Raw genomic sequence first — 26,427 nt, forward strand, 5'->3', positions numbered from 1 at the left:
GCTCAGCCGGCCGAGGGGGCGGTGGTGGCGGCGGCGGGAGAGCCGGCCGTCGACGCCAGGGAACCGTGCGTGACCCGGGCGATGTGCTCGACGATCTCGCCCACCGACATCGCGAGGATGCCGTCCATGTCCTTCTCCGCGAGGAAGCCCATCAGGTCGACCTCGGCGCCGTAGCGCTGGTGCAAGGACTCGGCGAGCGCGACGAACTCGATGCTCTCCAGGGCGAGGTCTTCGTTGAAGGTGGTGCGCATCGTGACCTCCTGGGCGACGAGGAACTCGTCGCCGACGATCTCCACGAGCATGTCGGTGATCTCGGCGAGGATGTCAGTGGTCATGGCGGGGCTCCGTCCAGGCGACGAGGTGGTCGAGGGGGGTGGGGTGACTCGCGGGGATCGTGTCGTGGCGGACCGTGTGGGCGACGCCCGCGGGGGACACCACGCGCAGGACGCCGGATCCGGGATCGCCCGACACCCGCCAGTCGCGGGGGCGGCCGGCGAGACCGGTGCCCTCCGCCTTCGCGGCGGCCTCCTTGGCACACCAGAGCGTGGTGAGCGCGGCCGACAGCGTGGACCCGTCGAGGGCCACCAGCCCTTCGGCCAGGGCTCGTTCGCCCGGGCCCAGGGCGATCCGCGTCAGCGCGTCGGGATCGGTGGTCGCCGTCTCCACGTCCACCCCGACGGGCCGGGTCCGGTGCGCCAGCGCGACCGCCACCCTGTCCTTGTGGGCGATCGAGAGGTGAACTCCCCCGACCAGGGGCCCTTCCGGCACCGGACGCCCCGACGCGGCGTTGCCGACCGGCACCTCCACCGGGAACACCGCACCGGCGCCGCCGTCCCACAGCAGGCCCCGCAGCGCGTCCTTGGCCGCGATCCGGCCGAGCAGCCAGCCGGGCCGCTCCCGCGGCGAGCGCCGCTCGTACACGGCCCGCTCGGCCGCCCCGAGGTAGCGACGCATCACCAGCTCCTGCGACGCGGGATCCGTCCACCGGCGGCGGGCCAGGCACCACCCGGCGGGCTGCGGCTCACCGATCCCGCAGACCTCCGGAGTGAACTTCATCGGCCACACCCGCTCGTCGGCACCGAAACGCCGGTACGTCCAGCCGTCGATCCGCGCCCAGACCCGGCCGTCGGGACGGCACAGTTCGAGATCGCCCCGCACGGTGGTCCCGCGGACCTCCCGGATCCGGGCGGTGGCCGCCACCAGGGCGTGCGGCGGGGGAGGCGGCCCGTGGAAACGGACCCGGTCCACGGTGGCGGGGAACACGAGCCGGTCCACCGGCAGTCGGAGCTGCATCCAGTGGCCGAACAACTGCCCGGCGGCGTCGAGCAGCGCCCCCGGGTCCGGTAGGGCGCGCAACACGCCCCGGATGCCGTCGGCGGCCACGGTACGGACCTCGTGCACACCGGCGAAGCGGGGGCCGTGGAACATCCACCGGTCACGGTAGAGCGCGTCCGCGCTGACGGGGGCGGGGCCCGGGTCGCGCAGCGGCGTGGGGTCCGGCGCCGGCGCCGGGTCGAAGGCCCGACCGAGCAGCACGACGACGGTGGCGTACTCGCCCAGAGCGACGTGGACGCGCCCGGGGCCGTCCGTACGGGTGCGGACCTCGATGTCGTGGGCGGGCTCGACGGGGAGCCAGCGCAGGGCGCGGACGTCCTCGTACCCGACGACCTCGACGCCGTCCCGACCTCGGTCGGTGTGGGCGGTGTGGGCCAGAGCGGCCTGGGAGGCCAGTTCCAGCATGGTGGTCATGGGTACGACGGGAAACCAGTCGGACTCCTCCGGCCAGCCGGCCGGCTGGAGGTAGACCCGGTGGTCCCGTACGTAGGGCAGCGTGTCGAGACCGAGCCGCAGGACGGCTCTTCCCGAGGCCCGCCGCCCACCGTCGCCACCATCGTCGCCACCACCAGCGCCGTCCGCGCCGCCGCGGTACGGGGCCACCGCCGGGCGGCCGGTGACGGTCGTGGTCCCGGCCGTGGCTCCGGGGGTGATCCCCGCCGCGACCGGGATCCTCGCCCCGGCCGTGCTCCCCGCCGGGAGATCCGCCCCGGCCGGGCCCGAGGAGCGCAGCCGGGCCACGGCGGCGGGGGAGAGGCGTACCAGCGGGGAGCCCAGGTCCAGCGGCACCGCGCGGGACACCATCGGCCGGCCCGCCGGCTCGACCGGCCCCACCTGTTCGACCGGGCGCGCAGGCACGGTCGGGGAGGGGGTCGTGAGCGTCGTGTTCGGGGCCGGCGTCCCGATCGGGTCGGGCGGGGTGTCCTGCGACAGCCGGTCCCACTTCGGCGCCTGCCCCTGCGTCCACAGCGCCGCGCACGCCCGTCGCAGCGCGGCCACGCCCGAAAGGCGGGGCGAGGACGCGGCCACCGACAGGTGCGGCCGGTCCCGCAGGGTGTCCTCGACGAACCCCGGCAGGCTCCCCGGTCCCAGCGTCACGAAGTGCCGCACCCCCGCCTCCTCGTACATCCGCAGCGTCAACTCCCGGAACCGAACCGGTTCCAGCAGGTGTCGCACCACCAGCTCCCTCACCTCCTCGGCCGACGCCGGGAACGGGGACACCGTCGTCGCCGACCAGACCCGCCCCGCCGCGGCCGGCCGCAGCGGGAGCCGGTCGAACGCCGCCCGGACCTGCCCCAGGTACGGCTCCCACATGGGCGTGTGGAACCCAGAGCGGAAAGGGAGCTCCCGGCCCATCACCCCCTCGGCCCGCAGCCGCGCCACGACCCGGGCGACCCCGGCGGGATCCCCGCACACCACCGACTGGTGCGGGCAGTTGTCGTGGCTGACCACCACCCCGTCCTCCCCGTGCAGCGCCGCCTCGGCCCGCCGCGCCCCACAACCCAGCGCCGCGTACACGAGGTCCGGTACCTTCAGCGAGCCGGGCCGCAGCGACGCGAGGAAGGTGTCGACGGCCTCCCGCGGATACATTCCGGCCGCCACCATCGCGGCCCACTCGCCCAGGCTGTGACCGGCCGACACATCCGCCTCGATGCCCAGTTCACCGAGGGCGCGGCCGAAGAACCGGCCCGCTTCGACGGCGTCCAACGCCCGTTCCACCAGTTCCCCGCCCCGTCCGAGTCGGGGGCGGTCCAGGCCGAGCAGGTCCGCGACCTCGTCGGCGACCGGCGCGAACTCCGGTTCCAGGCCCGGGTAGAGGAACGCGAGTCGGCCGCCCAGGGGTTCGGGTGTGAACCACACGTCCCCCCGGCCGTGCCACGTCCGCCCGCGCGCCAGCACCTTCGCGGCCAGCGCGAGCCGCTGCGGTGTGGGCCCGACCACGGCGAGCCGACAGGGGCCGTCCCCGAACGACGCCCCCGACGGGTCCGAGGGCGCTGCGGCGGCGAGGAGATCGGCCACGTCGGCCGTGCTCTCCCCGGCGAGCAGGAGCACGTCGTCCCGCGCCCCTGCCCCTGCCACCGTCGCGGTCGGGGCCGGCGAGCCCATCGGCAGGAAGCGGCGTACCGGCGGGGTGGATCTCGGCGCGCCGCCGCCGGCGCGTGCGGAGGCACCCGGGGCCTCCTCCAGTACCACGTGCGCGTTGATCCCACCGAACCCGAACGCGTTGACGCCGGCCCGCCGGGGCTCGGGGCCGCGCTCCCACGGCTCGGCCACCGTCACCGGCCTCATGCGCGTACGGGCCAGGTCCGGGTGTGGTTCCTCCAGGTGCAGGGTGGGCGGCAGGACCCCCTCGTGCACTGCCAACGCCGCCTTGATCAACCCGGCGATGCCCGACGCCTGCATGGTGTGCCCCAGCATCGACTTGACCGACCCGAAGCCGATCCGCGCCGACCCCGCGCCGTCGTCGGGTGTCCCGAACACCCGTCCCAAGGTGTCCAGTTCGGCCGCGTCCCCGATCGGGGTCCCCGTACCGTGCGCCTCCAACAGCCCCAGCGCGCCGGGGGAGCGGGGATCCAGGCCGGCTTCCCGCCAGGCCCGTTCGAGTGCCTGCACCTGCCCCTTGACGAGCGGGCTCATCAGGCTCGCCGCCCGCCCGTCCCCGGCGACCCCCGTGCCCCGGATCACCGCGTAGATCCGGTCCCCGTCCCGTTCCGCGTCCGCGAGCCGCTTCAGCAACACCACCCCGGTGCCCTCCGAGAGCAGCGTTCCGTCGGCCCGCCGGTCGAAGGGGCGGATCCGCTCGGTCGGACTCAACGCCCGCAACTGGGTGAACACGCTCCACAGCGTGGCGATGTGGCAGTGGTGCACGGCACCGGCGACCACCACGTCACAGCGCCCGCCCGCCAACAGCCCGACCGCCTGGTCCACCGCGAGGAGCGAGGAGGCGCAGGCCGCGTCCAGGGTGTAGGCCGGGCCCCGGAAGTCCAGCCGGTTCGCCGTCCGGGCGGCGGTGAAGCTCGGCACGAGCCCGATCGACGCGTCGGGTCGATCCGGGCCCAGGGCTTCCTGGAAGGCGGAGCGCACCTCGACGATGCGCCGCTCCCCCAGCTCCGGCGCCACCTCGCGCAAGGTCTGTGCCAACTGGTGTGCCGTGCGCACCCGTTGGTCCAATCGGGCGGTGGCCACACCCATGAACCCGCCGCGCCCCAACACCACCCCGATCCGCGACCGGTCGGCCGGCAGCCGGTCCTCACCGCCCGCGTCGGCGACCGCCCCGGCCGTGACGTGCAGGGCCAGGAGCTGGTCCGGCTCGGCCCCCTCGACCGCCGACGGCATGATCCCGAAACGTGTCGGATCGAAGGCGGCCGGCCCGTCGATGAAGCCGCCCCGCCGGCAGTAGAAGCGGTCCCCGCGCGCCGGCCCGGTGGCCCCGGCGGGGTCGTAGTAGACCTCGGGATCCCAGCGGCCGGGCGGGACCTCGCCGATGGAATCCGTTCCGGCGAGCAGATTGCGGCGGTAGGCGGGCAGGTCCGGGGCTCCCGGGAAGACCGCGCCCATACCGACGATGGCCGCGTCGGTCGGTCGCGGCCCGCGCCGCGGGCCGTCAGTCACGGCGCTCTCCGGTCCCGGTCCCGGTCTCAGTCCCAGTCCCGGTTCCGGTTCGGTTTCCGTCCTCGTGTGCCGTTCCGGCTCTGCCCCGGGCCCGGCCCTGCCCTTCGTCCCGCGCCGCCGTCAGGACGACCTGTACGTCGTGGCCGTGCGCGAGTTCGGCGAGGAAGGCGGCGGTACCCGCCTCGGGGCTGATCACCGCGATGCCGCGGCGGCCGTACGCACGCTCCAACTCGGGAGTGACCATGCCGCCCGCCTCGGCCGCCCAGGGACCCCAGTCGACGGACAGCACCCGGCCGGGGAAGCCGGCGGCCCAGGTGTGGGCGAGACCGTCGAGGGCGTCGTTGGCGGCGGCGTAGTCGCATTGGCCGCGGTTGCCGTACACCCCGGACACGCTGGCGAACAGGGCCAGGAAGACGGGGGCCGGCGTGTCGCCGTGGTCGGCGGCGGCCGCGGCGAGATGCCGGGCACCCAGCACCTTGGTGGTGAACACCTCGGCGAAGGCCTCCGGTCGCTTGTCCCGCAGCAGCCCGTCGCGGAGGGTGCCGGCGCCGTGCACGATGCCGTCGAGCCGGCCGTGCCGGGCCCGGACGTCCGCCACGACGGCCCGTACGGCCCGCTCGTCGGTGACGTCGGCACGGTGGTAGCGCACGGAGCCGGCGACGCCCGCGAGGGCCGCCAGCGTGGCCCGCACCTCGCGCTCGGCGAGGATCCGGGAGGCGGCGGCTTCGATCTCGGCGGGAGTGCGCAGCCCCGCCGCCACCAGCGCGGCGCGCAGCGCCACCCGGTCCGAGGCCTGCCCGTACCGCTCGTCCTCGGCGGCCGCCGGCTCGGGGGTGCGCCCGACGAGCTCGACGTGGCAGCCGGTGGCGCGGGCGAGGGCGAGCGCGGTCCGGGCGGTGATCCCTCGGGCGCCGCCTGTGAGCAGGACGACGGCGTCGCTGCCGAGGGGCGGCGCCGATCCGGTGGAGGTGAGGTCCGCCCGCACCGGACGCGCCGTGACGCGGGCTCCGTCGGCGGTGTAGACGACGGAGTGGAGAGGCGAGGCGGCGGGGTCGGCGCCCGGGTCGTGACCGTCATGGCCGTCGCCGCTCCTGCCGTTCCCGCCGCTCTCGCCGGTGGAGTCGGCGTCCCGGGTCGCGGCGCTGTCGCTCAACTCGGCGACGAGCTGGGCGGCGACGCGGGCCGGGTCCTCCTTGGGGTGTACTCCGACCGCCCGGATCAGGGCGCCGGGGAACTCCAGGGCGGCGCTGCGGGCGAAGCCGTGCAGGCCCGAGTCGGGCGTGGCGGCGAGGATCAGCCGGCCCACACCGCCGACGAGGGCCCGCTGGAACCCGGCGAAGGCGGCGGGCAGGACGGGTTCCTGCCCGGCGCCCCGGCCCGCCCGGAGCGCGGACAGGTCGACGAGCCCGTCATGGCCGACCTCGGGCGCGGACAGCAACCGCACCTCGACCCCGTGGGACTCCAACGCCCCGCTCAACGCGAGCGCCACGCCCTGCCCGTCCTCGACTATCCCGATCCGCAGCCCGCGCAGTCCGGCCGGATCCCCACCGGGCGGTGAAACGGGTACGAGGTCCACGCGCATCCGGCGCGGTCGCGGTCCGGCGGGCCGGGGCGCGGGCCCGCCGGACAGGCCGCCGGTCGACGTCGAGGCGCCGGCCGGGGTGCCGGTGTCGTCGTCCGGCGCGCCGGCGGTCGCGGTGTCGGACCCGCCGGCGGACGACGTGGTGTGGGACACGACCCAGTCGACGACGCCGCGCAGGGTCTTGAGGCGGGAGAGTTCCTCGACGGCCGACTCGGCGGATCCGCCCGCCTCCCGGGGGAGGCCGATCCGGTCGGCGAGGGCGCCGATGATCTCGACCCGCTTGATGGAGTCGATGGAGAGGTCGGCCTCCAGGTCCAGTCCGGGGTCGAGCATGTCCAGGGGATAGCCGGTCCGGGTGTGCACGATCTCCAGGACGACGTCCATCACCTCGCCCGCGGTCGGCGGCGCGGACGCGGCGGTCGCCGGGGCGCCCGGCCCGTCCACCGGCCCGTCCACCGGACCCCCGAAGGGGTCGGGGCCGGCCGCCCGCCACGGATCGGGGTGCGCCGCCGCCTCGATCGCCACCGCGCCGCCGGGCATCGTCGCTCCGGGCGCCGTGGCCGTGTGCGCCGGCTCCCGGCCGTTGACCGGCGCCGACCGCCACGGATCGGGCAAGCGGTCCGGGCTCCCCGCCGCCGGCGGGTGGCCGTCGGGCCCCGCCCCGACCCACGCCGAGCCGTCGGGCCCCGCCCCGACCCACGCCGAGCCGTCGGGCCCCGCCACGACCCACGCCGAGCCGTCGGTCCACGCCGAGCCGTCGCCCCACGCCGCGTCCGGTTCGGCCCGGGTGGGGGAGTCCGGCCGTGGTTCGGCCGGCGTGCTCGCGCCGGGGTCGGTTCGACCCAGGTAGCCCAGCAGGACCTCGCGCTGGGCCTCGATCAGCAGGCGCGAGCCGCGGAGGTACTCCAGCACGGCCTCGTCGCGGGGACCGGGGGCGGCGGTCGGCGCGTGGCCGTTCCCGGCCGCGCTCCCGAGCCTCGGCGCGGGGGCCGGGGTCTCAACGGAGCGGGGGGACCGGGCGGACAGGGGAGGAAGGGGGGAGCCGTTCTGTTCGGCGGCGCTCTGCGGGCTCATCGGTGCCTCCGGTCGGGGGATGCGGTGGGCGGGGCGGAGGCCGCCCGGGATCGGGGTGCCGGTCGAGGTGCGGACCAGGTGGCCGTCCACCAGCCAGCCCGGGCGCCGCGGGGCCCGGTCCGGCAGCGGGGCGGTCCGTCCCCGGAACAGGGCTTCGGGATCGATCGGGACCCCGGCCGCGGCCAGCTCGGCCAGGGCGGTGACCAGCCGGACCAGACCGTGCTCGCCGGGCACGTCCAACGGCACCACCGTGTGCGGACGATCGCCCAGGATCCGGGCCGTCAGACCGGACAGCACCCGGCCCGGCCCGGCCTCCACGAACGTCCGGACGCCGGCCGCGTACATGGCCTCCACCTCGTCGACGAACCGGACCGGCCGCGCCACCTGACCCGCCAAGAGGCCGCGTACGCCGTCGGAGTCGGCCGGGTAGGGGGCCGCCGTGGCGTTCGACCACACGGGGACGGTCGGCGCGGACACCGCCGTCGCCGCCAACTCGGCGGCGAGCGCCGACTCGGCCCCGGCCACCACCTCGCTGTGGAACGCGCAAGCCACCTGCAGGAGTTCGGCCGCGAGTCCGGCCGACCGGAGCGCGGCCACCGCCTCGGCCACGGCCTCCGTCCGACCCGAGATCACGCACTGCCGTGGCGCGTTGTGGTTCGCCACCACGCACCCGGCCCGCGCCGCGACGTCCCGGACCTCGTCCGGCGCCGCCGACACCGCAGCCATGGCGCCGGGATCCGCGCCGGCCGCCGCCAGGATCGCCTCGGCCCGGCGCGTGCTCAGCCGCGACAGACTCGCCGTGTCGTACGCGCCCGCCGCCCACAGCGCGGTCAGTTCCCCGTACGAGTGCCCGGCGACACAGTCCGGCCGCACGCCGAACCGGCCGAGCAGCAGGTGCGCCGCGGCGCCGGCCAGCCCGAGGGCGGGCTGGGCCACCCGGGTGTCGGTGACGGCCGCCCGCTGGGCGGATCGCGCCGGCGCGGTGAACGCGGCCGGCGGGAACATCGCGCCCGCCACCCCGCCCGGCGCCTCGTCCAGGAGCCCGCGCAAGGCGGGGAACGCCATGAACAAGTCCCCGAGCATTCCCACGCGTTGGCTGCCCTGCCCGGGGAAGAGGAAAGCCACCTCGCCCGGATCGGCCGCCTCCTCCCGTACGTGGACCCCCGCGCCCGGGGTGAAGCCGCGGGCCTGCTCCAACCTGACCGCGAGTTCGTCCGCGTCGGCGGCGACCACGGCCACCCGCACCGGCCCGGTGCCGGACGCGGAGGCCTCCGCCGCGAGGTCCCGCAGGGCCCAGGGCCGGCCGGCCGCGTCGTTCTCCTCCAGCCGGGCGGCGAGCCGCGCCATCGCCCGCCCCGCCGCCCGTCGGTCCTCGCCCCGGAAACAGAACAACTCCGCCGGCCACTCCTCCAGCCCGTGCCCCGGCTCCTCCGCGCCGCCGTAACCTGCCAGCACGGCGTGGTAGTTGGTGCCCCCGAAACCGAACGCGCTGACGCCCGCGATCCGCCGCTCCACCGGCACCGCCCACGGCCGGGCCTCGGTGTCGAAGACGAACGGGCCGTCCTCGGCCCGCCAGGCCGCGTTCGGCGTGCTCAGATGCGCGGTCGGGGGCCGGATGCCCGTGTGCACGGCCCACGCCGCCTTGATCAGGCCGGCCAGCCCGGCCGCGCACTTGGTGTGGCCGATCTGCGATTTGACCGACCCCAGGGCGCAGGACCCCGGCTCGGCACCCGAGGCGGTGAACAGCTCGCTCAGCACGGCCAGTTCCGTGCTGTCGCCGACCACGGTCCCGGTGCCGTGCGCCTCGATCAGTCCCACGTCGGCCGGAGTGACGCCCGCCCGGGCGTACGCCCTGTCCAGGGCCCGTCGTTGCCCCTCCGGCCGGGGCGCGGTCAACCCCAGCGACCGGCCGTCGCTCGACGCTCCGACCGCCTTGATCACCGCGTACACCCGGTCGCCGTCGCGCTCCGCGTCGGCCAGCCGCTTCAGCACCAGGGCGCCCACCCCCTCGCCGAGCGCGATCCCGTCCGCGGCGGCGTCGAACGGCCGGCAGCGGCCCCCGGGCGACAGGGCCCGTACCGAGGCGAACATCAGGTAGTCGTTGATGCCGTTGTGCACGTCGGCGCCGCCACACACCACCATGTCGCTGTCGCCGTCGCGCAGTTGACGGCAGGCCAGGTCGAGGGCGGCCAACGAGGAGGCGCAGGCGGCGTCCACGGTGCAGTTGGCGCCGCCCAGGTCGAGACGGTTCGCGACCCGGCCCGCGATCACGTTCGCGAGGATGCCGGGAAAGGAATCCTCCGTCAGCCGGGGCAACTGCTCGTCCAACGCCGTCGGCAACTCGCCCAGATAGGCCGGATACAGCGCGCGCATCCCGTACGCGCCCGCCAACTCGGTGCCCGCCTCGGCGCCGAAGACCACCGAGGTCCGCGAGCGGTCGAACTCCCTGCCCCGGCCGTACCCGGCGTCGCCGAGCGCCCGCGCGGAGATCTCCAGGGCCAGGAGCTGCACCGGCTCGATCCCGGCCAGCGAGGTCGGCGGAATGCCGTGGGCGAGGGCGTCGAACGGCACCGGAGCCAGGAAGCCGCCCCAACGGGAAGGGGTGCGCTCACCGGCCCGGGCCGGGTCGGGATCGTAGTAGAGCCCCGGGTCCCACCGCTCGACCGGGACCTCGGTGACGGCGTCCCGGCCGGCCAGGATCTGTGACCAGTACGTGTCGAGACCCGGCGCCCCCGGGTAGGCGCAGGCCATTCCGACGATGGCGACGTCGAGCGGTTCGGCGACGGGAACGGCCTCGGTCTCGGCCACCCCGGCCGTCTCGGCGGCCCGCCGGGCCAGGAACTCCGTCGCCCCCCGGGTGACCTGGGCGTGCAGCGCGGCCACCGTCGTGGTCTCGGAGCGCAGGGTGGCGGCCTGGCCGAGCATGAACAGGCCGTCGGTCAACTGCTCCCGCTCACCCACCGGTTCCATCCCGGTCGCACCCCGACGCACCCCCTTGCCGGCGATCCGGAGCCGGCCCAGGTTCAGTCGCTCCAACTCCTCCCACATCTCGCGCGGTTCGGTCCCGTCCTCGGCGAGCCGCCGTCTGGTCTCCTCGAACGTCACCGCGTACGGGGTCTGCGCGCAACGGGTGGCATGGCCCGGCGCGGTGTGCAACAGGACGGTCTCCTCGCACTCCACCGCCGTCCGCTGGAAGCCCGGCAGGATCGCGCCCGCCGCGACCGCTTCCTGTGTGAACAGGTAGGCGGTGCCCATCAGTACGCCGACCCGGGCCCCCAGCGCTGCCAACGGCGCGGCGGCCGTGACCGTCATCGCGGCGGACCGCTCGTCGTGGATGCCGCCCGCGAACAGGACGTCCAGTTCGGCCGGTTCGGCGCAGGACAGCAGCCGTTCGATCTGCTCCTCCCACAGCGGGAACGAGGCGCGCGGCCCGACGTGCCCGCCGCACTCCGACCCCTCGAAGACGAACCTCCGTGCCCCCTCGGCGAGATACCGCTCCAACAGGCCGGGCGAGGGGACGTGCAGATGCGTCACCGTTCCCGCCGCCTCCAGCGGGGCCGCCTGCGCCGGGGTGCCGCCGGCGATGATCGCGTACGGGGGACGCACCCGCGCCACGGCCGCGAGCTGCTCGCGGCGCAGCTCGGGCGGGGCGAAGCCGAGCAGGCCCACGCCCCACGGCCGGTCCCCGAGCCGCTCCGCGGTCTCGGCCAGCAGCCGGTGCGCCTGCGGTCCCCGGGTCAGGGCGAGCGCCAGGTAGGGCACTCCGTCCGCTGCGGCCACCGCCTCGGCGAACGCCGCCTGGTCGCTGACCCGGGTCATCGGGCCCTGCGCCACCACCCGGGAGCCGAGCAGCGGTCTCGCCCGGGCGGCGGCCCCGATGTGCCCGGCGACGGCGGACCGGACGGCCCGGAGCACCCCGCCCGTGGTGCGGTGCCTTCGGGCCAGCCGGTCCGCCACGCCCCCGTCCTGGCCGACGGGCAGCAACTGGGTCCGCAGGTCCCGGGCCCCGAGCAGCCGCGCCGCCGGTCCGTCGGGCGGCGGCAGGTCGGGCCGGGCGAACACCCGGTGTCCGTCCACGAGCCGGGTCTCGGAACCGTCCATCGCCCGCAGCGCGGCCACGACCTCCCCGGGCAGGCCGGCCACCCCCTCGGAGGTCAGGGCCAGTTGTACGTCGACCAGCACGCCGGCGGCTCCGCCCGCGACGGCGGCCGCCGCGGTGTGCGGGCCGATGCCCCCGCACGCGATGACGGGTACCCCCGGTCCGGGCCCGGCCAGCAGCCGCTGGAGGAGGACGAAGGTGGTGGTCGCGCCAACCCGACCGCCGGCCTCGTGTCCCTTGGCCACGATCGCCCCGACCCCGGCCGCCACCGCCGCCCGCGCCTCCCCGGGGTCGGTGATCTCGGCCCAGACCCGGGGGGAACCGGGGGCCGCCGCCCAGGCGGCCACCCGCCCCGGGACGTGCTCCGCGACATCGGCCAGCAACACCGTGTCCACCTGGGCCGGAAGTTCCCCGGGGCCCAGCGGACAGCCCACCGGTACCCGCACCCCGTACGGCCGGCCTTCGAGCCGCCGCCCGAGCTCCGCGAAGGCGGCCCGCGCGGGTCCGGGGTCCCGGCCGAGGTCGAGCAGCCCGAGGGCCCCGGCGCGCTCGGCGGCGGTGACGATCCGGGGGTGCGGCTCCTCGAACGGGCAGGCCGCGACGACCAGGTCACGGATGGCGGGGGGCTGCGCGGGGTGGGGGGTCACGGGCGCTCCTTCTTCCGGTGCGTTCCGGTGCGTTCCGGTGCGGTGTGTTCCGGTGCGGTGCTCGCGCGGGCGGTGGTGCGGGGGCGTGGTGCCGTGCCGTGCGGTGTCGTGTCACGCGGCGCGGTGCGCGGCGCACCGGTGCCTCGCGGTGGGGCGCGCGAGACCCCGCGGGGCGATGTCGTGCGGGGCGACGCGTGGGGCCGTACGGGCCGTGCTGTGGGGGTGCGGGCCGTGCGGGCAGGACGGGGGAACACGCCGGTCGGCGACTGCGCCGGCGCGGTGCGTGCCGCGGCCGGGTGACCCGTCGACGGTTCGGACGGGCTTGAGCGGTGGTCAAAATCCCCGGCGCCGCGATGCATCGTGCGGTGATGACCGTGCACTGTCAACCGGTATGCGGAGTGGGTTCTCTCGCTCCTCCCGGACCCGCCGGCCGGTTCGCGACCGTCCGGGCCCGGTCCGCCCCGCACCTCCGCCCGCCGGTGGCCTGCGGAGATCCCCGCCCCGCGGACCGGGTCCGGGGGCACGTGAGGGGAGGGCCGGGGCGCGGGGTGATGCCGTGCCGGTGTGTCTTCTCGCCACCCGGGCATGAACGGCGCACCGGGGCGCGGGAGTTGTTTGCCGTGGCGCCCCTTACGGGTATGGCATCACCCGGTTGCCGGCGGCACCCCGGGGTGGGCGACCGGGTCCGGCAGTGCGACAGTCGGGAGGCCCTGGTCCGGGAACTCACCGGCGGCAGCGCCGAACTGGCGCCGGTCGACCTGCCCATCGACCGGGAAGGCCCCCCGTACGCGAACCCGCACCCTGACCGGAACAGGCCTTGCGCACCGCGAGAGATGTCGGTCCGGCATTGAACCATGCTCAAACGGGGCGGCGTTGAGACGGGTGTAGGCGTCCGGTGTCCTCTCCATGCCGCGCATGTCACCCACCCGCAGAACATCATGGGCGGCGGCCCTCGCCACCGCCGTCCTCGCCGTCGCCCCGCCGGCCGCCGCCCGGGCGACCGGGGGACGCCGTCGACGACAGCGGCGACACCGACCAGGTCTTCGCCGTCGACTGCAACACCACATCCGGCCGGCTCCCGGCGATCTACACCGTCACCGGGGTTGCCACCACCGACCGAGAGGGTCTCGCCACCGCCACCGCCATCGCCATCGCCAGCGCCACCGACTCCACCGGAGCCACCACCCGCACCACCTTCACCCTCACCCTCGACCGGTTCCGAGACGACGCGGAGAGTCGGTCTTGAACAACCCGTCCTCCAGGCCGCACTGTTGACCGGGTCTCTTCCACACGGTCAGGAGAATCGGCTTGTCGTCCCACACTGCAGACGCGCACGTCATCGATCCCGCCGGGGGGTGCCCGCACGCCCTCAACGCCCGCCTGCGGTCCCGGGGCGCCGTAGCGGAGGTCGTACTCCCCGGCGGAGTGCCCGGCGCGGTCGTCCTGGGCCACGACGCACTGAAGGAGTTCCTGGCCCACCCCGATGTCGCCAAGGACGCCCGACACTTCCCGGGCCTGCACGACGGCACCGTCCCCCGGGACTGGCCCCTGCGGGTCTTCGCCAACGCCCAGGGCATGCACACCGCCGACGACGCCGACCACCGCCGGCTGCGCTCGCTGGTCGGCAACGCCTTCACGGCCCGCCAGGTGGAACGACTACGGCCGCGCATAGAGGAGTTGACCGCCGGGCTGCTCGACGACCTCGGCGCGGCGGCGGGGGCGTCCCCGGACGGCGTCGCGGACCTCAGGACCCACTTCGCGCTCCCCCTGCCGATGAGCGTCATCTGCGAACTGCTCGGAGTGGACGAGGAGCACCGGGGGCGGCTGCACCACCTTTCCAACACGGTGATCGTCTCCACCGACACCACCCCGGCCGAGGTGATGGCCGCCGTACGCGAGCTCGTCGAACTCATGGGCACCATCGCCGCAGCCCGCCGAGCCGCACCGGGCGACGACCTCACCAGCGCCCTGATCGCGGCCCGCGACGGGGACGGCGACCGGCTCAGCGAGGCCGAACTCATCGGCACGATGCGGCTGATGCTCGTCGCCGGTCACGAGACCACGCTCAATCTGATCAGCAACGCCGTGCGCGCCCTGTGCACCCACCGCGATCAGCTCTCACTGGTTCGCGAGGGAAAGGCGAGCTGGTCGGACGTGGTCGACGAGACGCTGCGCTGGGACGGACCCGTCAGCTGGTTCCCGTTCCGCTACCCCACCCGCGACGTGACCGTGGGCGGCGCCGTGATCCCGCGGGGCACCCCGGTCCTCGCGGGCTACACCGCGGCCGGCCGCGACGAGGCCGCGTACGGTACCGGGGCGGACCGTTTCGACCTCACCCGGGAGAACGGTCGCAACCTCTCCTTCGGGCACGGCGCCCACTACTGCGTGGGTGCCCCGCTCGCCCGGTTGGAGGCCGTCATCGCCCTGGAGCGGCTCTTCGACCGGTTCCCGGACCTCGACCTCGCGGTTCCCGACGCGGAACTGCCCTACCAGCGCAGCTTCATCGGCAACAGCGTGCAGACGCTGCCGATCCGCCTGGGGTGATTCGGCGCCCGGCGCCCGGCGCCCGGCGTCCGCCGGACGGTGCCCGGGTGGGCGCGGTCCGGCGGACGCCGGGGGATCGGGGTCGGGGCACGGGCATCAGGGCCTGTGCGTCACGACTTCGGCATCAGGACTTCGGCATCAGGATTTCGGCATCAGGACGGAGTCCACCAGGTAGACCGTCGCGTTCGCCGTGTGGACGTCACCGCAGACCACGGCCGCGCTGCCGTTCACCTTGAAGGATTCACCGGAGCCGGAGGTGGTCAACTTCTGCTTGGACAGGGTGTCGAAGGATCCCTGCTCCAACTGCTTCGGCGTCAGCTCACGGCCCACCACGTGGTAGGTGAGGACCTTGGTGAGCTGCGCCTTGTCGGCCAGCAGCTTGTCCAGGTCGGCCTTCGGCACCTTCGCGAAGGCCGCGTTGGTCGGCGCGAACACCGTGATGTCCTTCGCGCTGTTCAGGGTGTCGACCAGGCCGGCCTTCTTGACCGCGGTGACCAGGGTCGACAGCGCCGGGTTGTTCGACGCGGCCGTCGCCACGGGGTCCTTGGCCATACCGGCGAAGGAGCCCGAGCCGTCCTTCGGCACCGAGGCGCAGCCCGGTCCGAACGGCTCGCCGTCCGCCGCCACCGCGGAACCCGCGGCGAGAGCCGGCCCCAGGGCCAGTGCGGCCACGGCCGACGCGGCGAACGCCGCCCTGCGTATGCCTGTGTTGCGACGTGCTGTCATCACGTGACTCCTCGGGTCGGGTCGTTCCCCCCGCCCGCGGGCGCCCGGCCCGCACTGCGGGTCGCGGGCGTCCCGGGTCTTCCTTCACACGGGTCATTCGGAGCGGCCGGGCAACCGGTTTGGTGGGTTGTGTCCTGCGTGAGCCACCCGGCGGACGCCCAAACCGCCCCGGACCCAGGCCGTCTCTTCCGGGTCTTGCCTGGCCCGCGCCGCCCGGCACCGCACCTCGCCGCGTTGTCGAGGCACCCGAGTACGTCCGGTACTCGGGAGCCTCTCCGCCGTGCGATGCACGGCACCGGACGACGCGGGCCTGACCGGCGAGATCCGGAAGAGACGGCCTACGCGGCGCCCGCCGTCGGGAACGCGAGCACCACCAGCGGATCCGTGGTCGGTGCGGCGGAACCACCCGCCGGTTCCTCCGTGACCCCGACCCCGGAGGCACCGCCCACCTCGCCCTTCAGGAGTGCCGGGGCGTCGGGTCGCGCCGGGTCCATCAGCCCGGCCGGACGCATGACGCCCCTCGGGTCGGCGTACCACAACTGGTACACCCGTCCCTCGGGCGGCGCAGCCATGCCGTCGGCCACGAACACGGCCCGGTCCCGGTCCCGGGAGAGCACCACCGTGCCCGTGCCGCCGCCCGTCACGCGGCCCGTGGTCAGTCGCGCGTCGGGTGCCGCGAGCACCTCCGTGAGGGCCGCCGCCCGCGCCTCGACCCGTCGGGCGTCCTGCCGGGCCGTCTCGGCCCGCTGGTACTGCCAGGCCGCCACCCCGCCGAAACCGACCGCCGCCACGAGGCAGGCCGCCAGGGCCCAGCGGAGCCAGGGCCGCGCCGGCCGCGCGTGGTGCGCGGGAACCCGTACGGGCTCCGGCCGCGCGGGCACCGCCCGGATCTCGCGCAGCACCGACTCCCGGAGCGTCGGCGGCGGCTCCACCGCCACCGCCCGCCCCAGCAGGGCCGCCGTGGCCGCGAGTTCCGCGACCTCCCGCAGGCACGCCTCGCAGGTCTCCAGATGCGCCTCGAAGGCCGCCCGCTCCGCCGGGGGCAGCGCGTGCGTGACGTAGGCGCCCGTGCCCTCGTGCACGCCCGTCGCGCCTTCCGTGCCTTCCGTGTCCTCTGTGCTCATCCGCCACTCACCCCGAGACAGTCGCGCAGCCGCAGCAGCCCGTCGCGCAGGCGCGTCTTCACGGTACCCAGCGGCACCGACAGCGTCTCGGACACCTCGCGGCAGGTCAGACCTCGGTAGTAGGCCAGGGTCACCGACTGGCGCTGGATCTCGGTCAGCGAACCCAGGCAGCGCCGTACCCGGTCGCGCTCCTCGTGGTGCTCCACCGCCTCGCTCACCTCGTCGAACTCCGGAAGCGCGGCCTCCAGCCGCGCCGCGCGGCGCTCGCGCTCGGTCGAGGCCTGCGCGGAACGCACCCGGTCCACCGCGCGGCGGTGGGCCATCGTCAGCACCCAGGTCCGCACGCTGCCCCGGTCGGCGCGGTAGCGCCCGGCGGTACGCCACACCTCGACGAGCACTTCCTGCGCCACCTCCTCGGCCTGGGCCCGATCGCGCAGCACCGTGTACGCGAGGCCCAGCACGGACCCGCTCACCGCCTCGTACACCGAGACGAAGGCGTCCTCGTCCCCTTCGGCGACCCGGCCGAGAAGGGCGGACATGCCTTCCTCGGCGCGGTCGGCTCGTGTCACGTCGTTCACGGGAAGATCCTCCGGGATTCCCGGTTGTTCGTCGGCATCCGCGCGCCTCGTAGGTCTTTCGTAGCCGGCGAGCCACCGGATTGGCCCCGTACGCCGGCGGTGCACGGCGGCCCCGCAGCCGTCATCCGCGGGGCCTGCGCTTGCGCAGCTCGACCACCCCGTCGGTGATCAGGTCCCGCGGCTCGGAGCGCGGCGACGGCTCCCGCGCCGGATCACCGACCCGGGGCGGCGGGGGGACGGTCTGGTCGGGGCCCTCGCCGGTCCGGATCGGCGCGGTCGCGAGGTCGGACGGCGGTTCCGGCGCCGGGGAGGGCCGCTCCGGCTCGGTCTCGGACATGCTCGGTGCGCTCCTGGGGGCGTCGGAAGGGGCGGCCACCGGATCGCTCCGACAGCCGCCCCTGTTCGTGTCCGGGCCAGTGAACCGACCACCCGTCCAGTGCGCCGATCAGCCGTATGCGCTCTCCCTCTCACGAGTGTGGAATTACCCCCGTGAGGGTGGCGGTCATGGGAAGTCCCGGACGGCGTCACGGTCGATGGTGTAGGTCATTTCGCGGCGGGAAGCGCGGTCGCGATCCCCACCGCCAGGACGTAGGGCTCCCCGACCGGCGCCTGGGCGTGCCGGGTGGTCCGCCGCGCCCACTCCTCCTCGAAGGCGCGCCAGTCGATCTGCCGGGGCACCGCCCGCCGGACCAGCGCCTCCTTCTGCACCGCCCCGGCCACCTGCACCGCCCCGGCCGCCGGGTCGATCTGCCGTCGGTGCTCCTCGAAGTGCGGTACGGGCCCGAGTGGCCGTCGTCCGTGCCATCGGGCCGTACCTCATTCCGTCGATCGGAGCCGTCGGATCGGAGCGTCGGACCGGCGCCGTCAGACCGGCAGTGCCCAGGTCTGGTCGATCCGGTGGTCGCCGCACGGGGTCAGGCGCAGTCGCTCGGCCGGCGCGTCCGGGGTCGCCGCGGCCGCGGGCGCCGTCAGGCACAGCCCGCTGGACTTCTCGACGAGGGCGCCGGGACGGTCGTGCGCCCAGCTCTGCCGGGATCGCCCGGGCATGCAGTCGGCCAGTTCCACCAGGTCGCCGTCCCGGGCCGTGAGGCACTGGTCGGCCGAGCGCAGTCGGGAGTCGGGGCCCACGGTCCACCGCTGGTCGGAGGCTCCGGTGCAGGCCGCCATGACCACCGCGCCGACACCGCTGGTGTTGGCCCCGTCGGCGCACTTGGCCGCGTTGCCGGCGATCTGCCCGGTCGGTACGGCCTTGCCGCAGCCGCGCGGGGTGAGCCGCCACACCGCGGTGTCGTGGGCGGCGACCCTGCCGGTCAGCGAGACGGTCGCCTCACGACGTGCCCCGCTCCACAGGTCCTTGACGTCGACGGCGCACGACGAGGGAAGACCGATGTCCTCCAGCGGCACCTCGACGTCCGTGGCCGCGCCGGTGCGGTTGAGGACGGCCACCGCGCGGTCGCCGTTCGCGAGCGGCCGCACCAGGACGTCGGAGGCGCCGTTCGAGGAGACCACCGCGCCCTGCCGGCCCAACGGGTCCTGGTCGAGGGCGATCAGGTCGGCGTTGCCGAGCGCGGCGAGCCCGGCCGGGGTGAGCGCGGAGACCTCGGAGGAGAGGATGAAGGGGGCCGCCATCATGGCCCACAGCCCGACCTGACTTCGGCTCTCCGCCTCGGTGAGTCCGGGGGCGCCGGCGATGAGGAAGTCCGGGTCGTTCCAGTTTCCGGGGCCCGCGTACCGGCCGAGCCAACGGTTGTAGCCGTAGTTGCCGAGGACCGAACTCCACCGCGAGGTCGTGGGCGCGGTCGCCGCGTACACCTTGATGTCACGGCCCTCGCGCCACAACTGGCCGGTCTGGCCCACCCAGTCGATCACCTTGTGCCAGTCGGCGCCGCCCCATTCGCCCTGCTGGAAGTAGGCGGGCGCCGACGCGGACAGGACCATGTCGCGGCCGCTGTCGCGCAGGGCCCGGGCCACACCGTCGTAGGCGTCGCGGTAGGCCTGTTCCTTCGTCTTGCCGGGCGGCACGTACAGGTTGCAGCCGTCCATCTTGACGAAGTCCGCTTTCCAGGACGCGAAGAGCCGGGCGTCGCGCGCGTAGTGGTCCGCGCCCCCGCCCGCGGGAGCGCCGCTGCCCGGGTAGCGTTCGCAGGTCAGCGCGCCGGCGTCCTGGTAGATGCCGAACTTCAGCCCCTTGGCGTGCAGGTACTCGCCGAGCCAGGCCATCCCGTGCGGGAACTTCTCCGGGTCGGCGACCAGATCGCCGTCGGCGTCACGGCTCTTCAGCATCCAACAGTCATCGACGGTCACGGTGTCGTAGCCCTTGGCGGCGAGACCCGTGGACACGAGCGCGTCGGCGTTCGCGACCACCTTGGCCTCGTCGATGTCGCACATGTAGTGCGCCCAGTTGTTCCACCCCATGGGAGGGGTGAGGGCGAGCGGGGTGTCCGAGGTGGCGGTGGGTTCGGCCGCCGCCGTCGCGGGGGAGAGGAGGAGGGCGAGCAGGGCGGCCGCGGTCAGACAGGGGAGCGACGCACGCGGGCGAGGCGGCACGGGGTCTCCTTGACGTGGGGGACGTACCGAGGGTCTGTCGAGCGCTCAGTGCATCCGTGCGGCTACCCACTGTCAACACGAGTCGCCGGCGATGACCCGATGACCAGCAATATGGGTGTAGTCGCCCTCACGCGAAGGGTTGACTTCGGGGGCGTGCGGTTGACGGGCCCCCGGGGGTGCCCGGTTCGCCGGTCCATGAATGAGACGCTGTACGTGACGCTGTCTGTTACGGTGTATCTCATGCCGAGAAGATCAGCCGCCCTGGACCGCGCGACCCCCGAGGCGATCGCCGTCGAAGCCCTGCGGATCATCGACGAGGACGGGCCGGCCGCACTCAGCTTCCGCGCCCTCGCCGACCGGCTCGACGTCTCGCACGCCACCGTCCAACGCCGCTGCGCCGATCTGGCCGGGCTGTTGGACCTGTGCACCGAGCACCTCGCGGGCCAACTGCCCGAGATCGCCGCCGGCACCGACTGGGCCGAGGCCACCGAGCAGCGGTTCTCCGCGTTCTACCGACTGCTCACCGCGCACCCCGGTCTGCTCGTACTGCGCGGTGGCCGGCCCTGGTTGGGCCGCCGCCTGCTCGCCCGCCTCGTGGAACCGGCGCTGGCCGACAGCGTCGCCGCCGGGATGACCGCCGCCGAGGCGATGACCGTCTACCGCCGGATGTACCTGCTCACCCTCGGCAGCGCCGCCTTCGTGGACCACCGCGATCCCGCCGGTGCCACCGCGGCGTCCCGGGCCGCCCTGGCCGCGCTGGACCCGGCCGAGTTCCCCGTGCTCTCCGGGGGCCTGGCCGAGGTGCTGCCGCCCCTGACCGACCACGAGGTGTACCACGGCGCCCTGCGTCAGCTGATCGACGCCGCCCGGCCCGGCACGGCCTGAACCCGTCACGCCCCGGCCCACCACCGGCCGAACCCGTCACCGCCTGAACCAGCCACCGCCCCCAGAGGAGACCGTTCATGGAGCAGCAGCTCGACTACGCGGCCGTGCGCGCCGCCGCCGGCCGCATGGCCGACGTGATCCGCCCCGTCGCCGTGGTGCCCGCCGACCGGGGCGTCTGGTACGCCCTGGAACACCTCCAGCACACCGGCTCCTTCAAGGCGCGCGGAGCCCGGAACTTCCTCGTCGCGCACCGCGAGGCGGGCACCCTCCCCGCCGCCGGTGTGACGATCGCCTCCGGCGGCAACGCGGGCCTCGCCTGTGCCTGGGCGGCCCGCGCGCAGGGGGTGGCCGCGACCGTGTTCCTGCCCGTGAACGCGCCCCGAGTGAAGGTCGAGCGGCTGCGCGGGTACGGGGCCGACGTACGGCTCGTCGGCGACCGGTACGCCGAAGCGCTGTCCGCCTGCCGGGAGTTCGCCGACGAGAGCGGCGCCCTGAGCAGCCACGCGTACGACCACCCGCTGATCGCCGCGGGCGCCGGGACCCTGCTCGACGAGATCCGGGCGGGACTTCCCGGTCTGGACACGGTGGTCGTCGCGGTGGGCGGCGGCGGGCTGTTCGCCGGTGTGGCCACCGCCGCGCGCGAGCACGGCGTACGGGTCGTGGCGGCCGAACCCGAGAACTGCCGGGCCCTGAACGCCGCCCTGGAGGCGGGTCGACCGGTGGACGTGCCGGTGGATTCCGTCGCCGCAGACTCCCTCGGGGCCACCCGCGTCTCCGCCGACGCCCTGGCCGCGGCGCGGCGGGGCGACGTGGACTCGGTGCTCGTCCCCGACGCGGCCATCGTCGCCGCCCGCCGGGGACTCTGGGAAGACCACCGGATCGTGGTCGAGGCGGCCGCCGCCACCGCCCTCGCCGCCCTCCGAGGGGCCCCGGAGTCGCTGGGGGAGCGGGTCGCGGTGATCCTGTGCGGGGCCAACACGGACCCTTCGGACCTGACGGCGCCGGAGCCCGCCCGACAAGCGGTGCGGTAGGGCCTGTCGTCACAGTGGCGTCGTCGCCCGAAGGGCGGCCTCGCGGTGTCTGGTGCGTGCTCTCGGCGTGCCGGGCGGAAGCCCGCGTACTGGACGTACTTGGGCTTTCGCCCGGTGCGGCGAGAGTGCGTGCCAGGCGTCGCGAGGCAGACGACACTTTGACGACAGGCCCTAGGAGGCGGGGCCCCGCGTCAGCCCTCGTTCTCGTCCCGGACCACGACCACGGTGCTCCGTGCGTACTGGACCACCTGCTGGCTCACCGAGCCCAACAGGGCGCCCCTGAAGCCGCCGTACCCGCGCGTGCCGACCACCGTCAGTTCGGCCTCCCGCGACGCCTCGACCAACACCTTCGCGGGCGCGCCCTTTTCGACGCGCCGGAAGACCGGGACGCCCGGTGAGGTGCCGACGGCCTCGGCGACGGTGTCGGCGAGCTTGAGGCGGGCCGCCTCCTCGACGCCCACCAGGTCCTCCTGCGATGTCGGGCCCACCACGAAGGGGTTGGTGTTCCAGTCCCAACTCATCACGGCGTGCACCCGGCCGCCGATGGCTTTGGCCTGGGCGACGGCCCAGCGCAGCGCTTCCTTGGAGTGGTTCGAACCGTCCACGCCGACGACGATCAGGGGCTCGGCGGTCTCACTCACGGTGGGTTCCTCTCGCTTCGTCCGCATTCGCGTTCGCTCCCTGTATACACGGGGAGGGGGTGTCGACCTCGAACGACGATGGTCGCCGCGGTCGAAGACTTTGGAGGACAGCCCGCCACCCCGCCGTCCTGCGACAGTCCGATCGTCACCACGATCGACGCGGTGCGGCGAGGCATGGAGGAACGGGCGTGGCACAGCGCAAGGGTTGTCTGATCGGCTGCGGGGTGGTGCTCGTGCTGGGCATCGGTGCCCTCGTGGCACTCTTCCTCGGCGTCGGCACGTTCATGGACGCGGCCGAGAAGACCTTCGTGGAACCGGAGGTCTACCGCTCGGTGAAGGTCGGGGACGCCGAGGACGCGGTCCGCGCCAAGCTGCCCTCGGGCGAGACCTTCGTGAAGGGGGTCCTCAAGGAGGGCGGTCCGGTCGAACCGGCGGGCAGCGTCTGCTCCTGGTACGTCTCCGCGGCGGACTCCGACGGCAACGACGTGTTCCGCTTCTGCTTCAAGGACGGAAAGCTCGCGGAGAAGGTCGAGTACCGCATGAAGTAGCGCGGCACCGCACCGCCGCCTCGCCGGCCGGGCGGACGTTCCCGCCGTCGGGCCCGGCACCTTCCCGGCCATCGACGCCCGGAGCCGTCCCCGTGCGCGATCCTTCGCGGCGCCCGAGGTAAAGCGCATCAGTACAGGTGGCGGCGGTGTTGACCGGGGCCCCCGGGTCTGCGTGCGGGCCCGCCGGCGCGGTGCGGGATGCGGGGATACCCGGCCGGCGGGACCTCGGGCACGTTGACGGGCCCGGCCCTTCGAGTCAGCGTGGGCGCCGCGCTCCGGCAGCGAGGCCGGAACGGCCGGAACCCTTCCGAAGGCGGCGACGATGACCCGTTCCCCCGCGCTCCGCACGGCCCTCGCCACACTCGTGGCCGGAGCCCTCCTGTCCACGGCCGCATGCGGCATGAACGCCGCCCCGGACGACGTGAGGGAGGCGAGGAGGACCGGCCGGGTGGCGGGCGCGATCACCTTCCGCACCCTCCAGCTGAAACCCGCGTACACCTCGTACGTCCAGGGGGTCATCGACGCCTTCGAGGCGAAGTACCCCGAGGTGAAGGTGAGATGGGAGGACGTCCCGGGCGACGGCTACAACGAGAAGCTCGTCGCCGACGCCCGGGCCGGGGCCCTCCCGGACGTGGTCAACCTCTCCACCGACTCCTTCCAACTCCTCGGCGACCGGGGCATGCTCGCCGATGTGGCCGCGCTCGACGCGGAGGTCTCCGAGGACTACGTCCCGGGTTCCTGGGAGCAGTTCAAACTCCCCGGCAAGGGCTCCGGAGTGTTCGCCTACCCCTGGTACGTGACCCCCGAGATCCTCACCTACAACGAGGAGCTCTTCGAGCGGGCCGGCCTGGATCCGGCCCGACCGCCCACCACCGTCGAGCAGTTCTTCGACTGCGCCGAGCGGATAGCCGCCCGCTCCGGCGGCCGCTACGCCGCCTTCATGGCCGACCCCAAGGGGCGACTGCCCGGCGACTGGCAGAAGATGGGCGTCCCGATCCTCGACGCGAGCGGGAGCGCGTTCACCTTCGACACCGCCAAGGCGGTCGAGTGGGTCGAACGGATGAAGGACCTGTACGCCAAAGGCGCCATGCCGAAGGAGTCCCTCCTCAAGGCGGACGACATCAACCAGTTGTACGGCAGCGGGAAACTGGTCTTCGGGCCGGGCTCCCCGGGCTTCGTCAAGGACATCAAGCGCAACGCCCCGCAGGTCTACGCCCACACCCGGGTGGCGGGCGCCGTCACCGGAACGCTCGGCCACATCGGCATCTACGCACAGTCCCTCGGCATCCGAAAGGACACCGAACACCCGGACGCGGCAGCCGAGTTCGCCAAGTGGATGACCAACGGGGCCAACCAGGTCGAGTTCGCCAAGAGGGCCACCATCTACCCCTCCAACGCGCGGGGCCTGACCGACCCGTACTTCGCGGACCGGGGAGACGGCAAGGACGCCGAGACCCTGGCCCGCGCGATCGGCGCCGAGCAGTTGAGGACCGCGGACCTCGACGCCAACACTCCCGTGCAGTGGACCAACCAGGTCGGTGACGCGGTGGTCCGCGAGATGCAGCGGGCCATCCAGGGGGAGCTGGACCCCAAGGCGGCGGTGAGGAAGGCACAGGAGGAGGCGAACAAGCTGCTCGCCGACGCGGCGAACCGATGAGGGGCCGCGCCGAGGCCGAGACGGGACTCCTCCACCGCACCTGGTGGACGCCCTACCTCTTCCTGGCCCCCGGACTGCTGATGGTGACCTTGTTCAGCCTCTGGCCGTTCGTCAACACCGTCCTGCTCTCCCTCACCGATGCCCGGATCCTGCGCGGGGGCGGGTTCGTCGGCCTCGACAACTACCGGCGCGCCCTGGCGGACCCCGATTTCTGGGTCGCGACCGGCAACAGCGTGGTGTACCTGCTCGTCGTCGTGCCGTGCCTGGTCTTCCTGCCGCTGGCCCTCGCCGTCCTCGTCCAGACCAAGGTTCCCGGCATCGGCTTCTTCCGGTCCGCCTTCTACACGCCGGTGATCGCCTCCGCCGTCGTCGTCGGCCTGATCTGGCAGTGGGTGCTGCGCAGTGACGGGCTCGTCAACACGGTCTTCCGGAAGCTGAGCATCGTCTGCGAACCGATCCCGTTCCTCACCGACAGCACCATGCTGCTGGTCTCCGCGATGATCGTGACCGTGTGGAAGGGCCTCGGCTACTACATGGTCTTCTACCTGGCCTCCCTCGGGAACGTGCCCGCCGCCCTCCACGAGGCGGCGGCCCTGGACGGCGCGGGCGCGGTCCGGCGCTTCTTCAGCATCACCGTCCCGCAGGTGAAACCGATGATGCTGTTGGTCGGCACCCTCTCCGCCATCTCCGCGCTGCGCGTGTTCACCGAGATCTACATCCTCGGCGGCGAGAGCGGCGGCCCCGGCGGCGGCGCCCGCACCCTGCCGTTCCTCATCCGCCAGGTCGGCCTCGGCTTCTCCGGCGAGACCGGCTACGCCTCGGCCATCTCCATCCTGCTGTTCCTGCTGACGCTGGTGTTCAGTCTGCTGGGCCGCCGCCTCTCCAAGGGGGACGAGAGTTGAGCACACGGGTCTCCCTCGCCGCGGAGCCTTCCCGGAGGGCCGGGGGCGGTCGCAGGCGCAGACTGTTCGGTCTGGCCGGCCGGTACGCGACGCTGATCGCCGTGCTCGTGGTCATGCTCGGGCCGATCGTCTGGCAGTTCCTCACCTCGATCCGCGGCCGCACCGAGAACGTGTACGACGGCGTGTTGCCCGCACAACCCACCCTGGACAACTACCTCCGGGTCGCCGAATCGTTTCCCCTGCTCCAGTACGTCGGCAACACCCTCGTCGTGGCGGTCCTCGCGATCACCTCGAACACCGTCTTCGCCGCGATGGGCGGCTACGCGCTCTCACGCGCCGGCTGGAAGGGCCGCCGAACCGTCTTCACGGTGCTCGTGGCGACCCTGATGTTCCCCTTCGAATCCGTGATGATCTCGATGTTCCTGACGATCCGCGACATGGGCCTGGTCGACACCCTCGTCGGCGTGTGGCTGCCCGGCGCCGTCTCCGTCCTCAACATCATGGTCATGCGCGCGGCCTTCCTCGCCGTGCCCCGGGAGGTGGAGGAGGCCGCGGTACTGGACGGAGCAGACGAATGGGCCCGCTTCACCCGGGTGTTCCTGCCCACCGCCAAAGGCGCCCTGGCCGTCGTGTGCATCACCAGCTTCATGGGCGCCTGGGACGACTTCCTGTGGCCCCTGCTCGTCCTCACCGACAGCGACCACTACACCCTCCAACTCGGCCTGAAGACCCTGGCCGGCGCCACCACCGTCAACGACCAGCGGCTCATCGCCGCCGGCGCGATGGCGGCGCTCCTGCCCATGCTGCTCCTCTTCCTCGCCCTCCAGCGCTTCTTCTTCAAGGGCGTGGGCGAAGGAGCCGTCAAGACCTGAGCGCCGCACCCACCCACCACACG

Annotated in this window: 18 protein-coding genes; 8 read left to right on the forward strand and 10 right to left on the reverse strand. The window is 74.2% G+C overall.

All coding sequences use genetic code 11. From position 1 onward, the window contains the following. Nucleotides 1–2 precede the first annotated feature (2 nt). Genes ACFYW3_RS03245 through ACFYW3_RS03255 form a run of 3 tightly spaced genes read right to left on the reverse strand, consistent with a single transcriptional unit; the run spans nt 3 to nt 12,349 of the window. A complete protein-coding gene (locus ACFYW3_RS03245) occupies nt 3–335 on the reverse strand; it encodes an acyl carrier protein (RefSeq protein WP_351754854.1) in 333 nt (110 codons plus the stop codon). Beyond that, on the reverse strand, nt 325–4,947 hold the full coding sequence (locus tag ACFYW3_RS03250) for a beta-ketoacyl synthase N-terminal-like domain-containing protein (RefSeq protein WP_389385368.1): 4,623 nt from the start codon (nt 4,945–4,947) through the stop codon (nt 325–327). Before ACFYW3_RS03250 ends, ACFYW3_RS03245 begins: the two co-directional genes overlap by 11 nt. Beyond that, complete coding sequence (locus ACFYW3_RS03255) at nt 4,940–12,349, reverse strand: SDR family NAD(P)-dependent oxidoreductase (RefSeq protein ID WP_389385369.1); 7,410 nt, start codon at nt 12,347–12,349, stop codon at nt 4,940–4,942. Before ACFYW3_RS03255 ends, ACFYW3_RS03250 begins: the two co-directional genes overlap by 8 nt. Before the next feature lie 895 nt (nt 12,350–13,244). Between ACFYW3_RS03255 and ACFYW3_RS03260 the strand changes: the two genes are divergently transcribed. Both ACFYW3_RS03260 and ACFYW3_RS03265 read left to right on the forward strand, forming a co-directional pair. Then, nucleotides 13,245–13,595 (forward strand): hypothetical protein, encoded by a 351-nt coding sequence (locus ACFYW3_RS03260; RefSeq protein ID WP_389385370.1) that lies wholly within the window; start codon nt 13,245–13,247, stop codon nt 13,593–13,595. Between the two features lie 62 nt (nt 13,596–13,657). Beyond that, complete coding sequence (locus tag ACFYW3_RS03265; RefSeq protein WP_389385371.1) at nt 13,658–14,893, forward strand: cytochrome P450; 1,236 nt, start codon at nt 13,658–13,660, stop codon at nt 14,891–14,893. 138 nt (nt 14,894–15,031) lie between these two features. Here the strand turns inward: ACFYW3_RS03265 and ACFYW3_RS03270 are convergent, their stop codons facing one another. The 6 genes from ACFYW3_RS03270 to ACFYW3_RS03295 all read right to left on the reverse strand — a co-directional run bounded on the left by ACFYW3_RS03270 (nt 15,032) and on the right by ACFYW3_RS03295 (nt 19,868). Next, complete coding sequence (locus tag ACFYW3_RS03270) at nt 15,032–15,619, reverse strand: fasciclin domain-containing protein (RefSeq protein WP_351754868.1); 588 nt, start codon at nt 15,617–15,619, stop codon at nt 15,032–15,034. 338 nt (nt 15,620–15,957) lie between these two features. Further along, nucleotides 15,958–16,743, reverse strand: a complete 786-nt coding sequence (locus ACFYW3_RS03275) for an anti-sigma factor (protein WP_351754871.1) — start codon at nt 16,741–16,743, stop codon at nt 15,958–15,960. After that, the gene (sigK, locus tag ACFYW3_RS03280) at nt 16,740–17,321 is read right to left on the reverse strand and encodes an ECF RNA polymerase sigma factor SigK (protein WP_351754874.1); all 582 of its coding nucleotides are present in this window, start codon (nt 17,319–17,321) and stop codon (nt 16,740–16,742) included. The genes ACFYW3_RS03275 and sigK overlap by 4 nt, the downstream gene beginning before the upstream one ends. Before the next feature lie 121 nt (nt 17,322–17,442). Continuing rightward, nucleotides 17,443–17,658, reverse strand: a complete 216-nt coding sequence (locus ACFYW3_RS03285; RefSeq protein ID WP_351754876.1) for a hypothetical protein — start codon at nt 17,656–17,658, stop codon at nt 17,443–17,445. A 206-nt stretch (nt 17,659–17,864) separates the two neighbouring features. Continuing rightward, complete coding sequence (locus ACFYW3_RS03290; RefSeq protein ID WP_351754879.1) at nt 17,865–18,029, reverse strand: hypothetical protein; 165 nt, start codon at nt 18,027–18,029, stop codon at nt 17,865–17,867. A 156-nt stretch (nt 18,030–18,185) separates the two neighbouring features. After that, on the reverse strand, nt 18,186–19,868 hold the full coding sequence (locus ACFYW3_RS03295; RefSeq protein ID WP_351754881.1) for a ricin-type beta-trefoil lectin domain protein: 1,683 nt from the start codon (nt 19,866–19,868) through the stop codon (nt 18,186–18,188). Between the two features lie 240 nt (nt 19,869–20,108). Here ACFYW3_RS03295 and ACFYW3_RS03300 point away from each other — a divergent pair, with 240 nt between their 5' ends. Further along, entirely contained in the window at nt 20,109–20,753 is a 645-nt protein-coding gene (locus ACFYW3_RS03300; protein WP_351754883.1) for a TetR/AcrR family transcriptional regulator C-terminal domain-containing protein, read from the forward strand. A gap of 77 nt (nt 20,754–20,830) precedes the next feature. Next, on the forward strand, nt 20,831–21,784 hold the full coding sequence (locus ACFYW3_RS03305) for a serine/threonine dehydratase (RefSeq protein WP_351754886.1): 954 nt from the start codon (nt 20,831–20,833) through the stop codon (nt 21,782–21,784). A gap of 191 nt (nt 21,785–21,975) precedes the next feature. On the opposite strand, the gene ACFYW3_RS03310 is transcribed toward ACFYW3_RS03305, so the two are convergent. Beyond that, nucleotides 21,976–22,425 carry a universal stress protein gene (locus ACFYW3_RS03310; protein ID WP_351754889.1) on the reverse strand — a complete coding sequence of 150 codons (450 nt, stop codon included), beginning with the start codon at nt 22,423–22,425 and terminating at the stop codon, nt 21,976–21,978. A 188-nt stretch (nt 22,426–22,613) separates the two neighbouring features. Between ACFYW3_RS03310 and ACFYW3_RS03315 the strand changes: the two genes are divergently transcribed. From ACFYW3_RS03315 to ACFYW3_RS03330, 4 genes are all read left to right on the forward strand, one after another. Next, nucleotides 22,614–22,973, forward strand: coding sequence for a hypothetical protein (locus ACFYW3_RS03315; protein ID WP_389385372.1), 360 nt, complete (start codon nt 22,614–22,616; stop codon nt 22,971–22,973). A gap of 322 nt (nt 22,974–23,295) precedes the next feature. Then, the gene (locus ACFYW3_RS03320; RefSeq protein WP_389385373.1) at nt 23,296–24,630 is read left to right on the forward strand and encodes an ABC transporter substrate-binding protein; all 1,335 of its coding nucleotides are present in this window, start codon (nt 23,296–23,298) and stop codon (nt 24,628–24,630) included. Continuing rightward, a complete protein-coding gene (locus ACFYW3_RS03325) occupies nt 24,627–25,532 on the forward strand; it encodes a carbohydrate ABC transporter permease (protein ID WP_389385374.1) in 906 nt (301 codons plus the stop codon). Before ACFYW3_RS03320 ends, ACFYW3_RS03325 begins: the two co-directional genes overlap by 4 nt. Next, on the forward strand, nt 25,529–26,404 hold the full coding sequence (locus tag ACFYW3_RS03330; RefSeq protein ID WP_351754898.1) for a carbohydrate ABC transporter permease: 876 nt from the start codon (nt 25,529–25,531) through the stop codon (nt 26,402–26,404). The genes ACFYW3_RS03325 and ACFYW3_RS03330 overlap by 4 nt, the downstream gene beginning before the upstream one ends. Nucleotides 26,405–26,427 lie beyond the last annotated feature (23 nt).

The organism is Streptomyces sp. NPDC002602, from assembly GCF_042889445.1.
Classification (GTDB): domain Bacteria; phylum Actinomycetota; class Actinomycetes; order Streptomycetales; family Streptomycetaceae; genus Streptomyces.